Below are 13483 nucleotides of genomic sequence, written 5' to 3'. Positions count from 1 at the left end.
ACGCGCGCGGGTCCCTCCGTGGCCTGTCGAACAGCACCTACAAGGGGGTCATTATTGGGCGCGTAACTGGGGTCACGGTTGGAAGCGATTTGACATTGAATCAAAGTCGGACATCTCAATGCGGTGCCGGACGAGTGACGATTGCGTCAGGGTAAAGCAGCGTAGGCTACTCGATGTGAGATTGCTGTTAGCGGTTGTATTGGGGAGACAGTTCAAACGCGTCGATTTTGATTTCCATGTTGTCGCGTGTGCGAAGTTCCACCGTGTTGTCGCCAGCGTGCAGATGAATGACGCCAAGATCATACACCTCGAACTTGCCGGCGGTCGCCTTCGCTACGATAGAGCCCCCGCTGGGCGCAATCCTTTTCAATTCCGTCGTGTTGACGAGAATATGAAGGCGTGTGTCCTGATCGGCTGCATAGCGAACTTTAAGCCGATAGTCCTGGTCGAAGGCGACTTGGGCCAATACTTGGACGGATCCGACGGAGGCCCGCTTGACGCAATTGTTGCATTCGTTCTGGATCGCGTAGAACGCTGCGTCGTGACCGGGCTTGACTGGAAAGCCTGTGACATAGCCGCGCCCGGAGTATCCTGCAGTTTTGCTTTCAACACTGGTCGCAGTGAGACGTCCGCCTGCGGCTACTCCGCTCTCCGCCTCCAGCCAGATCGATGTCTGAATATTTTTTCCGCCTGTAACGCCCGAAACTGTGGGGACGATCGGGGCCCAGATTCCGTCCGGCCTGATGGTCAGGTAATCGGCCATCACGCTGCGATTTTCCGAGTTTCCGGCTGAGCTCCAAGTGCCATGATAAAAGGAGATCCATTCTCCTTTAAACGGAATGATGGCACCATGAATCGTATTCGTTTGTGGACCGAAGGCGGGAAGATAGACCCCCTTTGACGTATACGGACCCAGGGGATTATCCGCGACGGCATAATAGAGGGCTTCCGGCCATTGCCTGTCGTGCAGGCCGGCATAGGACAGATAGTACTTGCCGTTTATCTTGTTGAGCCAGGGCGCTTCGAACGCGTCCGCAAGTTGGCTGGTCAGGTTGATTGTGCTTCCGGCAATAACCGAGCGCAGATCCTTGCTGAGTTTCGCCCCGTAAATGAGGAAGTCATGACCCCAATATAGATAGGGCTGACCGTTGTCGTCGACGAATAGCGCAGGGTCCTGGCCCCATTCCGAGCCTTTGATGTAGCCCGTATCTTGGAATGGTCCTTCCGGGCGATCGCTCACGCCTAGTCCAACCATGAATACGCCCAACGTCTTCTCCTTCATGGGATAGAGAAGGTAGTACTTTCCTCCGTAGTACACGGCGTCCGGGGCCCAGGCATGCGATGCCGCCCAAGGCACATTGTCCACGCTCAGAATGCGGCCGTGGTCGACCCAGTTGACAAGATCCTTGGTGGAGAAGGCGTGATAATCCCGCATCGTGTCGTAAGAGTTGGTTCCGGGCTGATCTGTCGACGTATAAACCCACACAGTATCGGGATCTTTAGGCCATACATGAGCGGAAGGGTCAGCAACGAATATGTGCGGAATAATCGGATTTCCGTGAGGCTGAGCCGCTGTCGCCTGCGCCGACGCAGGTACCGCCGTGCTGATCAGTGCCGCAACCGCGATTGCGCTCTTGATTTTCATTTTGGAAATCCTGCCTTACTGGATGAGGTATCGATATCTTATCCGCTCTCAACTCGGAAAAAAGCCCAAAAGCAAGCGCCGTTTGTCGCGAGCGCGTATTGAGGTCTAGCTGCTTTATTTAATGTAGCGCTAACATTCATCTCCTGCTGGATTCTGTTGATGTTGACAGCGAAGAGGGGTGTGATATCGATACCCTGATGGCTGCGGTACCGCTTCGGCAACACCGCATTAGCGTATTCACGAGTTCCGCTGGCCCTCGGTCCGGTTACAGGAAGGCTGGGCATAGTGCCGGGTCGGAGACGGCACCCAAGGTTGTGAGACAGGGAGAGGGTTATGCACAGGAATGGCATCCACCGGCGCTCGCTTCTCGGGGCCGGCCTGTTCTTGACGGTTGGCCTGTCCGGCCATGCGAATGCCGCGTGGCAGGGATCTGCGGCAAGTTCTCCGGATGGCAAGCTGCAGGTTATGGTCGGTCGCGATGCACGCTGGAGTGTTGCTTACAAGGGGCGTCCGCTGCTGCAGCCCGCGAAGTTGGGGCTTCGCTTTGCCGATGGCCGGGCGTTGTGTGCCGATGCCAAACTGGTGAAGACCTCAAAGCGTTCCGTGCATGACCGCTGGGAGCCGCCGGTTGGTATACGCAAGGTCTATGACCATGCGGGCGAAGAACTTACGGCAGAATTTGTCTGCCCCGATGGCTTTCGTTTCGATGTGATCCTCCGCGCTTATGACTGCGGAGCGGCTTTGCGCTACGTCGTGCATGGCAAGGCTGGGCAGGCTGGCGAGATCGCCTTCGTTGCGGAGGACACGCACTTCCGCTTTCCTGCCGGAACGACGGTTTATGCTTCGCGGGATGAAGGGGATTTCTATGCCTCCACACCGGAAGCCATGGGGCCCGTATCCGATCCGCTGCCGACGCAGGCAGCCGATGCCGGAGGGTGTGCCGATCTTCCGGTGACAGCCATTCTGTCCGACGGCACCGCGGCGCTGATCACCGAATCCGACCGCCTGCATTATCCGCGTGCAATGCTTCGCGCCGCCGATGGCACCAAAGGCGAATTGGTGGTTCACACGATGCGCTACCCGGCGCGCGCCAATGGTCCTGCTGGTCCGGACAATCCTCCGCCGGAGCACGTTTTCTCGCTGCAGCCGGGGCAGGCAACGCCGTGGCGCGTCGTGCTGGTCGGGGCGAACGAGAACGAACTTCTGGAAAACGCCGATCTCATTCCGATCTTGGCGACACCGAACATTCTGGGCGACGTTTCTTGGGTTAAGCCTGGCCGCGCCATTCGCCTCCGGATGCCCTATACGACGAAGGCCGGCATGGAATTGCTCGACTTCGCCGAGCGCCACAAACTCGAATACATCGAGGTCGATTGGCATTGGTACGGCAACGGCACGGACGATTCCGACGCCACCGTGCCGATTCCCGGCTTCGATATTCAGAAGATTGTGGCGGCCGGGCGCGACAGAGGAATTGGTACCATCCTCTATGTCGATCGCGAGCCCGTAAAGAAACAGCTTTTAGATATCGTCAAAACCTATCAGGGCTGGGGCGTAGCCGGAATCAAGTTCGGTTTTGTCTGGGAAGGTACCCAACAGGAGACGGACTTCCTTTATGAGGCTGTGAAGGTTTGCGGCGAGCACAAGCTGCTGGTCGATTTGCATGACGATCTGCGTCCCGCCGGCCTCGAACGCACGCTGCCGAACTACATCACCTTGGAAGGCGTGCGTGGCAACGAACACTTTCCCACGGCCAAGCATAACGTCACATTGCCGTTCACGCGCAACGTTGCCGGGCCGGCCGATTACACGATCTGCTATGCTCAGGAACGCAACCGCACCACCAACGCACACCAGTTGGCGCTCGCGGCCATACTCTACAGTCCGGTTATGTTTCTTTACTGGTACGACAGCCCGCAAAAATATGCTGCAGGCGAATGGCCGGAGCTGAAATGGTTCGACGAGTGTCCGGCAGACTGGGACGAAACCAGGGCTCTGGCGGGAAAGATCGGCGAATATGCGATTGTGGCCCGCCGCAAGGGGCCTCGCTGGTTCGTGGGTGCCGCGACCAATGAGAGCGGACGTTCACTCCACCTGCCGCTGAAGTTTCTGGGCCCCGGCGTCTGGAAAGCTTCGATCTACGCCGACGGTGCCGAAACGGCGCCAGCCTATAAGACGCCGGTCGTCATTTCCGAACGAGAGGTGACTGCGGCTGATGTTCTGGATTTGAAGCTGAATGCGGCGGGCGGACAGGCACTGCTCTTCACGCCCGCTGCCTGACTCCGGCATAAAAATGGTGGCTGAATGGGAAAGGCGCCGCAGAGCGCCTTTTCTGTTTGTACGGATTCGATCTTAACGAACTTTGGCGAGCAACGCTTTGGTCTCATTGGCCGGCAAAGGCCATAACCGAGCTGCTCCGCGTACGCCGGAAGAATCGCCCCAGCGTGCTTTGACGAATTTCGTCCGTATCACATCCGAAAAAATCCGCTTCGCCACCGCTGCAGGCAGAAGCTCGTAAATCTCGTCCACGTTCGACAAACCGCCGCCCATTACAACGACATCGGGGTCCACGATGTTGCAGAGGACCGCGATAGCGCGGCCAAGCCGGTCGATATAGCGTTTGAACGCGGCCACCGCTTCAGGGCGGCCACTGCGGTAATCCGCAATGATCCGCTCGCTTGCCAGGCTCTCGCCGGTGGCCTCGCCATAGTCGCGTTGCAGGCCTGTGCCTGATATCCAGTACTCCAGACATCCCGATTGGCCGCACCAGCACGTGGGCCCGGGCAACTCTTCCGGCGCCGGCCAGGGCAGGGGCATATGTCCCCATTCGCCGGCTACTCCGCTGGCGCCTTCGATCAGCTTGCCGCCGACTACCAGCCCGCCACCGCAGCCTGTGCCGAGGATCACGGCAAAGGCGACATTGGCGCCTTTGGCTGCTCCATCTACGGATTCCGACAACGCCAGGCAATTGGCGTCGTTGACCATGCGGATCGGGCGCCCCAGCGTTTTCTCCAGATCTTCGCGGAACGGTCGGCCATTGAGATAGACCGAGTTGGCATTCCGCATGACGCCCGTGCTCGGCGAAATCGAACCCGGTACGCCCAATCCGACCGTGCCGTGCTCGCCGAGTTCGGTCTCGATGCGCTGGACCAGATCGCGCACAATCGCGAGGGCCGCATCGTAAGATCCGGGATTGCCGGCACGTATGCGTTTGACGAAGTCGCCGGCGACATTCAGCGCCGCGGCCTCGATTTTGGTGCCGCCGAAATCAATACCGATTTGTATCACCAGTATGGCTCCCAAATCCTCGTCAGTCGCGTCAGGGCTTCGAGATAGAAGTAGTCGCCCCAGATGCAGCATTCATCGACGCCGATCTTGTTGGGCATGTGATAAACGCCGTGGAGCAAGAGGCCATCGCCGGGATCGCTGGCCTTGGCGGCATAGCTCTTGATCAGGCTGGAGGTTATGGCCGACGCAGCCGCTTCATAGGTAGCGCGATCGGGATCGGCAAGAGGCAGTTGTCGCGCCAGTTCGAGAAGGCCGCAAACGGCAATCGCAGCCGCCGAACTGTCGCGGGGCGCCGTGTCGTCGGTGAACACAAGATCCCAGCAACAGACGAAGTCGGCCGGCAAGCGGTTGAGGAAGTAGTTCGCCAAGCGCGCTGCGACCGAGATCAGCTCGGGGTCCGGGTGGTGGCGGTAAACCAAGGGAAAGCCGCAGATGCCCCAGGCTTGGCCGCGGGACCAGCACGAGCTGTCGGAGTGGCCCTGATGGGTGGCGCCGAAGCGCGGAGCTCCGTTCAGAGGATCCATGAAATAGGTATGGAAGGTGGAATTGTCCGCACGCACCAGATATGTGCGCGCCTGCTTGATGTGTTCGTTGGCCGCGGCGGCGTATTCGGGATCGCCGGTCATGCTGCTGGCCCAGTACAGCAGCGGCAGATTGAGATTGCAGTCGATAATCATGCGGCCCGCCTGCGCGGGATCTTTGAGATCGCCCCAGGCCTGGATGATGCCGGCTTGCGGCAGATAGCGAGCAAGAAGCTGGTCGGCAGCCGTCAGGGCTGCAGTTCGCGCAGTTTCGTCGCCAATCAGCTTGAATGCGGCGACGCAGGACAGCGAATAGAGGAAGCCCAGATCATGGGTATCCGTCGCAATCCGCTCGTCCACGCGGTGCTCGTAATCGGCAATCTGCGCACGCGCGGCTTCGCCATAGATCGGGTCGCCGCTCAGCTCGTAAGAGAGCCACAGCAAGCCGCTCCAGAAGCCGCTGGTCCATTCGACATTATCGATCTCCGGATACACGCCGGCAATGCTCGATGGAGCCGGAAAGCGGCCGCCGAACTTCTCCATATTCCGCCGCACGCGCAGAAGGGCATCGCCTATCGCCGCCCCGATTTCGTTCCGCCCGAGGCGCGGGACCGCCAGAAGCTCGTCTCGTCGTAAAATGGGTTCTCGTGGCATTGCGAGTTCTTTCAGGAGGCTGTTTGCGGGGCGGACTTCTTGTCGGGTGCCAAGGCGAAAACGGACAGCAGCCAAAATGCGGAGGCGATCACGGCAATAGCAAGATAGGTTTTGGGAAATCCGATTACGTCATAGGACTGTCCGACCACCACCGACAACGCCATCAGGCCGGTATTCCTGACGAAACCTGTCGAGACCAGGTAGAGAGTCGAGGCCAGGCGGGCTTCGAAATTGCCGGCAATATAGCGAAAGATGGAGGTGACCAGGATGGGCAGTTCCAGCGAATGAAGCATCTTCATGCAGGAGATCAGCACCGGCCCTGTGACGATGCCCGAACCGGCGATGCGAATGATCATAATCGCTGCGGCGAGCAGAAGGCCGTTCTTGGCTCCGGTTTTCCCGACGATGATGGGAGCGAGGAAGAACATGCCGGCCTCGACGAAGATTTGTGCCGAGTTGAGGTATCCAAACATCGCCGTACCGGTCTTCGGATCGGGAAACTGCGACGCGAAATAGGCCGGAAATTGCAGATCGTAGACGAGGTAAAGCGTTGTGACCCCGAGGATGAGCACCATGAAGCGCCAGAACTTTGCCATGCCGAGGACTGCCAGCGCGTCGCCGATCCGCAGCGCCTTCGATTGGGCCAGTTCGTCGACGCTCGCCTTGAGCGGTGCGAAGTAGATGATGACCAGCATGACGAGGCCCGCCGCCGTGGCGAGAAAGAAGTCGATGCGCGGATCGATGTTGAACAGCGAGCCGGAAAAGAAGGCGGCGAGGGCATAGCCGAGCGAGCCCCAGAGCCGGGCCCGGCCGAACTCAAACCCGTATTTTCGCCCCGCACGGTCGACATAGGATTCGATGACAAAGCGTCCGGCGATGAACGTGAAGCCGAGATAAAGGCCGCCCACGATTGCACCCAGCACGGGATAGGCGAGCAGCATCGGGCCATAGACGTAGGTGAAGAACATCCCACACAGGACGACCATGCCGGCAATGCTGCTCAGCACCGTCTTGTTGAGGCCGACTTTGTCGGAGATGAAGCCGTATAGCGGTTGCACGCACATCGCGGTAAAGAAATTCGCCGAAAACACCAGCCCGGCCTGCATGCCGGAGAGATGCAGCACGTTCTTCAGCCAGATAGCCAATAGCGAAATGCTCATGGCTTCGGCGAAGAAGTGGGCGAACATGAAACCGCTGAGTGCGGCGTATACTGTCTTCCTGGTATCCATTCCGGCTAACCCGTGGCTCCACGGAGGTCGAAGCGCCCCCTGCAAGAGATAGTTTGGAAAAACTATCTGATATCGATCACAGATGCCATGCGATCTTTTCACGTCCAAGTTCTTTGCTTGTGGGAAAGGAGCCCGCATGGCCGTCTCAGCCGCTTAAACTGGTCTTTTCTCTCGTTCTTGCCGAGCTCGACCGGAGCCCTGGAGATACTTCATCATGGTCCGGTTGGGGCGGGAGGGAGTGTCTTCCGAAGGATATTGAGATAACGATAACATGGCGCTAGAATGACGAGAAGCTGCCATCCATAAGGCGGCAATCAGGAAGGAGGCAGGCGAGATGAAACTGCTGCGCTGGGGGCCGAAAGGCTGCGAAAAGCCGGGAGCTCTCGATCCGCGGGGGCGGACTAGAGACCTGTCGGGCATTATCAAGGATATCGGGCCTTCGATCTTGAAGAAGGAGATTCTGGCGCAGTTGCGGTCGGTAAACTTGATGCGTTTGCCGGAGGTGCCCGCATCCGAGCGTCTTGGTGTGCCCATCGGGGGGGTCGGCAAGTTTCTCGGGGTTGGGCTTAATTACGCCAGTCACGCCGTGGATAGTCATGGCAACCGGGCGAGCGAGCCCACGATCTTTACCAAGGCGATCAGCTGCCTCAACGGTCCGGGCGACGACATCGTGTTGCCGCGGCATACGCAAAAGCCCGATTGGGAAGTGGAACTGGGCGTAGTGATCGGCCGCACGGCCCGCTATGTCGATACCTCGGAAGCCATGGATTGCGTTTGCGGATACGTGCTGGTCAACGATGTTTCCGACCGCGGTTTTCAGAATGTTTCGGGCCAGTGGGACAAGGGCAAGGGCTGCGATACCTTCGGTCCGGTCGGGCCATGGCTGGTGACGGCCGATGAAATCGCAGATCCGCAGACTCTGGATCTTTGGCTGCAGCTCAACGGCCGGACGATGCAGCGGGACAATACCCGCAACATGATCTTCCCGGTCGCTGCGTTGATCTCCAATATCAGTTCCTACATCACGTTAAATCCGGGCGATATCATCGCGACCGGCACGCCGCGCGGCGTAGGCGCCGACCAGAAGCCGGAGCCGCGCTTCCTGCAACCGGGGGACGTGTTGACGCTCGGTGTCGACGGTCTGGGCACCCAGCGGCAGAAGGTTGTGGCATGGCCGGGACATTCGCGGGTTGCCGGCATGACAACCGTATTGCGGGATGGGACTCGATGATCGCGCAAATTCCGCCGCTTGACGCGGCCGCCAAACGCCGCCATTATAATTTGTGTGATATCGATAACCTGCTATCGTCGATATCTTTGTGGCCGCTTCTATTGGCTTTCCATTGGAAGCGGTACAACCGAGGCTGTTCCGTGATGCACGCAGATCCCTCCGGTGACGTATGCACCTGGAGTGCGGCCGAGATAGCTCTCCCCAATATGTCTGCGCCTCCCTCGGGAGGCGCCTTTTTTTTGCGGCTAGGCGCCGCCGTGCTGGCGGCTTTGCTCGTGGGAGCGCCGTGTCCTGCGCTTGCGGAGGATGCTTTCAAGCCTGGCGAGATCTGGAACGACACCGCTGGTGTTCCGATCAATGCTCACGGCGGCGGCATGCTGGTCCACGACGGAACCTATTATTGGTTCGGAGAGCACAAGACCGAAGGTAGTGCCGGAAACCGGGCCCAGGTCGGTGTCCACGTCTACTCCTCAAAAGACCTCTATCGCTGGAAAGACGAGGGCATCGCCCTCAAGGTCTCCGACGATCCGGCGAGCGACATCGTCCGGGACAGCATCATCGAGCGGCCCAAGGTGCTGTTCAATCGTCTCACCGGGAAGTTCGTGATGTGGTTCCACCTCGAACTGAAAGGGAAGGGCTACCGCGCGGCGCGCAATGGTGTGGCGGTGGCCGATCGTCCGCAGGGTCCTTATCGATTCCTCGGCTCGTCCCGGCCGGATATGGGAGCCTGGCCGATGAATGTCCGTGAGGAGGATCAGATCCAAGGACCGGACAAGCATCTGGCCAACGATTTCGCGCTCGGTCAGCAGTCGCGCGATATGACCCTGTTTCAGGATGACGACGGCAAGGCCTATCTGATCTACTCCTCTGAGGAAAACCAGTCGCTGCATATTTCGCAACTCAGCGACGATTATCTCAAGACCATTGGGCGCTATTTGCGGTTGTTTCCGGGCACGCCGCTGGAGGCCCCGGCGCTCTTCAAGCGGCAGGGACACTACTATCTCTTTGCCTCGGGGGTGACCGGCTGGAAGCCCAATGCAGCCTATTCGGCGGAGGCCAACTCGATTTGGGGGCCTTGGCAGATGCTAGACAACCCCGTGCGCGGCGCGGCGGAAGACGTTTCCACCACATTCGGCGCTCAAAGCACGTATGCGCTGCCGTTGCCGGATATGCCGGATCGGATCATCTTCATGGCCGACCGCTGGAAGCCCCAGAACGCCATCGACGGGCGTTATGTCTGGTTGCCCGTGGAATGGGAGCATGACAAGCCGGTGTTGCGCTGGCAGTCGGCCTGGCGCCTTCCGGTCCAAAGCAGCATTAAGAGGGAACGATGAAACGACATATTGGAATGGCGCTGATGGTGGCGGCTTTCTGTTGTGTTGCCGCGAATGCGGGCCGGTATGTCAACCCGGTTTTGGCGAGCGACTACTCCGATCCCGATGCCATACGGGTCGGATCGGATTTCTATCTCGTCAGTTCGTCGTTCGCCAATGCGCCGGGTTTGCCTGTTCTTACCTCGAAGGATCTCGTCCATTGGAGAATTGTCGGCCACGCATTGACCCGCCTGCCGCCGGACAGCCATTACAGCGTGCCGCGCCATGGCGGCGGTGCTTGGGCGCCGGCCATACGCTTTCATGCGGGCAAGTTGGTGATTTACTATCCCGATCCTGATCGCGGTATTTTCATGGTGGAAGCGTCCGACCCGGCCGGACCGTGGAGCGTGCCGGTTTTGGTCGATGCTGCGCGCGGCGCTATCGACCCCTGTCCCTTCTGGGATGACGACGGCACGGGTTGGCTGGTGCACGGCTGGGCCGCGAGCCGGGCCGGCAAGAACAACATCATCACGCTCAAGAAGTTGAGCGCCGATGGCCGCAAAGCTCTGGACAACGGATCGGATGTGATCGTCGGACAGAACCTGCCGCCAGTGGAGACCTCCATCGGGCTGGCACCATGGCACACGATCGAAGGACCGAAGCTCTACAAGCGCAACGGCTGGTACTACATTTTTGCGCCGGCGGGCGGTGTGCCAGGCGGTTGGCAGGCTGTATTCCGTTCGCGCCATATCGCCGGACCGTATGAGGCGCGTGATGTGCTCGATCAGGGACACTCCGATGTCAACGGTCCGCACCAGGGGGCTTGGGTCACGACAGTTTCGGGGGAAGACTGGTTTCTGCATTTCCAGGATGCCGGAACTTATGGCCGTCGCGTTTGGCTGGAGCCGATGATCTGGCGGGACGGTTGGCCCGTCATCGGGAAGGCGGGGGTGGGCGCCGTGCGCGGTGAGCCCGTGCATAGTTGGACGATGCCGCGGACGGCCGTTTCGCAAGCCGAACCTGAAAGCGACGAATTTGACGGGATTCTCGGCAAGGGCTGGCAATGGAACGCCAATCCGCAAGGCGGCTGGTCCGATCTCGAGTCTGCGCCCGGTCAACTACGATTGTCTTCGGCTTCCCAGCCGCGCAACCTCTGGGAGGATGGGGCCATCCTTACCCGCAAACTACCGGACGAACGCTTCACCGCCACCGTGAAGCTCACGTTCCATCCTAAGGCGGTTGGCGAGCGCAGCGGCCTCGTGATGTACGGCAGCGATTATGCCTGGATTGGTCTGGAAAACACCGCCAGCGGCATCGAGTTGGTTGCGGTGACACGCAAGAATGCCGCCAACGGTGGCGAGGAAACCCGTCGTTTGCTGCAAAAGGTGCCGAGCGGGAGTGTTTATCTCCGCCTCTCCGTCGAGCCGAAGCGCGTGTCCCAGCCGGCGCCGGAATACCGGCCGTACTGGCCTTCGATGCTTCAAGTGCTGCACGCGGATGTGCGCTTCAGCTATAGCTTCGACAATGCGGCTTTCACCGATGCCGGCGAACAATTCGAGGCGTTGCCCGGCCGCTGGGTGGGAGCGCAGATCGGTCTTTTTGCGCAGGCGCCCGCAGGCACGCCGTCCTATGTGGCAACCAGCGTGGGATCGACCGACATCGATTGGTTCCGCATCAGCCGATAGGTCGCGCAGCAGAGCAGATCTCGTCGTTGCCCGGCTATTTGTAAGTCACGCCTTCCACATTGGGGCCGATCTCTAGAATCCCCTTTTGGGGGCTGGTTATCTTCTTGCCGGCGACGGTGACGTTATCCAGGGTGATGTTTCGTACGGAGCGATCTTTGTCGAAGCCGACGATCAGCGAGGGATTTGTTGCACCAAGCCCGCTGAACGCAATGTCTTTGAGCACGATGTTTTCGATGCCGCGCCCCGGACTGGTATTGTACTTCTTGTTGAACAACACGCGCAGGCTGAACAGCTTGCCTTCTTCGATGCGCTCGATGCGCCAATTCTCGAATCTCAGATTGCGGACCAGATTATCGTCGCCGACCATCAGGCCAATCGCGCCTTGATAGTCGGGATCGTCTTCGTCGTGTTCCAGAACATCGATGTTCCGAAACACGCCGTTTTCGATGACTTCGGGCGTGGGATGTTCGGCAGACGGCGTATTGCCGTGAATGCCGATCATCAGGGCATGGGCGACATCGGCCCAGAGCGTTGTGTTCTTGACGAGGAAGTCTCGGCTGTCGCCCCAGATATTCCAGCGGTGGTTGTATAGAGTGATGCAATCGTCCGACGTACGTATGAAACTATCGTCGATCGTCACGCGCAGGCAGGCGAAGTGTCCGAGGCCATCGGACCACTGGCCGGCACCGATTGTGCGGATGCTGTTCTCCTCGAGATCGGTAGAGTTGGAACACCGCATCGTGCCATGCACCTGGTTGAAGAAGATGGGTCCATCGATGACGATGTTGTGGGAATTTTTGATCTGCCAGTCGCCTGCCGTATCGAAGAGCCCGTCGCTGAGGATGCGAACGTTCTCGACCCCGTCCATGATAAACGGTCCTTGGATGACGGCTGAGCCATCGACATAGACCGTGGTGTTGGATTTTAAGTGATATTCGCCCTTGTACACACCCGGGGCGAAATAGACGAACGGCTTGTTCAGGTCCGGATCTTGTCCCTTGCCGACCTCATTCGAGGAGGTGGCGTGTTTGACCTCCGCCGGCAGGTTTTTGCGAATGGCATGGGTGAACAAGTGAAGGTTATGCAGCCGGTCTTGATCGAATTCGATGGAAAGGTTTTCGGGCCTCGATAGCTTGAAATAAACGGCGCTATCCTTGACCGTGGTTTTGATGCCGCGAGAAGTGGGGCGGATGGCGACGCTCGAGAAATGCCCCTGATTCTTCTGCACCATGACTTCGACGGTGCCGTCGAAATTGAAATACGCCATGGATGCACGGGCACCGGGATTATCGAGGTCTACCGCCACGCTGTATTCGTAGAGGTCCTGCCAAGCCCCGCCGGGCACACGTACGCGAACCGTGTAATCGTCATTGTGGTGCGTGTACTGGATCGGTTGCGGGAAGGGGAAGACCTCGACTGCATTGGGATCGGCCCATCCCGCGCTGGTGAACAGCATGCAGGATGCGCACAGCAGGAGGCTTGCTCTCATGGAAGAGGTGCGGCGGTTATTTCGGCTATTCATGTCGAGATACCTGGTTGTTGGCTTGGAAAAGGATTTCCGCAGATTGTATACGAGACAGTGCGGGACGTACTTCCAAATGATCCATGCTTCAGTGGAAGGATGAGGTATCGATAACCTTCGGTCTGCGCAATGAGGCGCGCTGCTGCATCGGCGTTCTCCCGAAGAATCGCTGGCGGAATCGGCAAACTATTGCGGGCTCGGCCATGAATGCCCCATCCCATTCAACCGCGAGTTTCACGCTCCAGTCATTTGCTACCAAATGGTTTGATATTGGTAACGATATCAGGCGAGGTTTCCTGACAAAAGGGTTGTCGCACTCGGGGCGCGAAGGCCTGGATCGTTTGTGCCTGCCACCGAGGCGACGATCTCGCATGACCGCATACTGCTCGCTCTGT

9 protein-coding genes are annotated in these 13483 nt (G+C 59.0%); 4 read left to right on the top strand and 5 right to left on the bottom strand.

The annotated features are described in order from the left end of the window. Positions 1-187: 187 nt before the first annotated feature. Positions 188-1645 carry a family 43 glycosylhydrolase gene (locus tag FHS84_RS12430; RefSeq protein ID WP_166934654.1) on the bottom strand — a complete coding sequence of 486 codons (1458 nt, stop codon included), beginning with the start codon at positions 1643-1645 and terminating at the stop codon, positions 188-190. Positions 1646-1978: 333 nt separating this feature from the next. Between FHS84_RS12430 and FHS84_RS12425 the strand changes: the two genes are divergently transcribed. Continuing rightward, positions 1979-3925: a glycoside hydrolase family 97 protein gene (locus tag FHS84_RS12425; RefSeq protein WP_166934652.1), complete on the top strand. Its 1947-nt coding sequence runs from the start codon at positions 1979-1981 to the stop codon at positions 3923-3925. A 72-nt stretch (positions 3926-3997) separates the two neighbouring features. Here FHS84_RS12425 and FHS84_RS12420 read toward each other — a convergent pair whose 3' ends face one another. The 3 genes from FHS84_RS12420 to FHS84_RS12410 are packed head-to-tail and all read right to left on the bottom strand — an operon-like array spanning position 3998 to position 7337. Next, a complete protein-coding gene (locus FHS84_RS12420) occupies positions 3998-4933 on the bottom strand; it encodes an ROK family protein (protein WP_166934718.1) in 936 nt (311 codons plus the stop codon). Continuing rightward, positions 4930-6108, bottom strand: a complete 1179-nt coding sequence (locus FHS84_RS12415; protein ID WP_166934650.1) for a glycoside hydrolase family 88 protein — start codon at positions 6106-6108, stop codon at positions 4930-4932. Before FHS84_RS12415 ends, FHS84_RS12420 begins: the two co-directional genes overlap by 4 nt. 11 nt (positions 6109-6119) lie before the next feature. Further along, positions 6120-7337 (bottom strand): oligosaccharide MFS transporter, encoded by a 1218-nt coding sequence (locus FHS84_RS12410; RefSeq protein WP_166934648.1) that lies wholly within the window; start codon positions 7335-7337, stop codon positions 6120-6122. A gap of 334 nt (positions 7338-7671) precedes the next feature. On the opposite strand from FHS84_RS12410, the gene FHS84_RS12405 reads away from it, so the two are divergent. From FHS84_RS12405 to FHS84_RS12395, 3 genes are all read left to right on the top strand, one after another. Then, positions 7672-8568: a fumarylacetoacetate hydrolase family protein gene (locus FHS84_RS12405; RefSeq protein ID WP_166934646.1), complete on the top strand. Its 897-nt coding sequence runs from the start codon at positions 7672-7674 to the stop codon at positions 8566-8568. A gap of 206 nt (positions 8569-8774) precedes the next feature. After that, positions 8775-9902: a glycoside hydrolase family 43 protein gene (locus FHS84_RS12400; RefSeq protein WP_166934716.1), complete on the top strand. Its 1128-nt coding sequence runs from the start codon at positions 8775-8777 to the stop codon at positions 9900-9902. Beyond that, positions 9899-11566, top strand: coding sequence for a glycoside hydrolase family 43 protein (locus FHS84_RS12395; protein WP_166934645.1), 1668 nt, complete (start codon positions 9899-9901; stop codon positions 11564-11566). The genes FHS84_RS12400 and FHS84_RS12395 overlap by 4 nt, the downstream gene beginning before the upstream one ends. Before the next feature lie 34 nt (positions 11567-11600). Here FHS84_RS12395 and FHS84_RS12390 read toward each other — a convergent pair whose 3' ends face one another. Beyond that, positions 11601-13055, bottom strand: coding sequence for a glycoside hydrolase family protein (locus FHS84_RS12390; RefSeq protein WP_208393835.1), 1455 nt, complete (start codon positions 13053-13055; stop codon positions 11601-11603). Positions 13056-13483 lie beyond the last annotated feature (428 nt).

The organism is Rhizomicrobium electricum (genome assembly GCF_011762045.1).
Taxonomy (GTDB): domain Bacteria; phylum Pseudomonadota; class Alphaproteobacteria; order Micropepsales; family Micropepsaceae; genus Rhizomicrobium; species Rhizomicrobium electricum.
This window is presented reverse-complemented; position numbering and strand designations above follow the sequence as displayed.

Coding starts and splice junctions, on each gene's coding strand:
- FHS84_RS12410 (WP_166934648.1), bottom strand. CDS start 7,337: ATGGATACCAGGAAGACAGTATACGCCGCACTCAGCGGTTTCATGTTC.
- FHS84_RS12400 (WP_166934716.1), top strand. CDS start 8,775: ATGTCTGCGCCTCCCTCGGGAGGCGCCTTTTTTTTGCGGCTAGGCGCC.
- FHS84_RS12415 (WP_166934650.1), bottom strand. CDS start 6,108: ATGCCACGAGAACCCATTTTACGACGAGACGAGCTTCTGGCGGTCCCG.
- FHS84_RS12395 (WP_166934645.1), top strand. CDS start 9,899: ATGAAACGACATATTGGAATGGCGCTGATGGTGGCGGCTTTCTGTTGT.
- FHS84_RS12425 (WP_166934652.1), top strand. CDS start 1,979: ATGCACAGGAATGGCATCCACCGGCGCTCGCTTCTCGGGGCCGGCCTG.
- FHS84_RS12405 (WP_166934646.1), top strand. CDS start 7,672: ATGAAACTGCTGCGCTGGGGGCCGAAAGGCTGCGAAAAGCCGGGAGCT.
- FHS84_RS12390 (WP_208393835.1), bottom strand. CDS start 13,055: ATGAGAGCAAGCCTCCTGCTGTGCGCATCCTGCATGCTGTTCACCAGC.
- FHS84_RS12430 (WP_166934654.1), bottom strand. CDS start 1,645: ATGAAAATCAAGAGCGCAATCGCGGTTGCGGCACTGATCAGCACGGCG.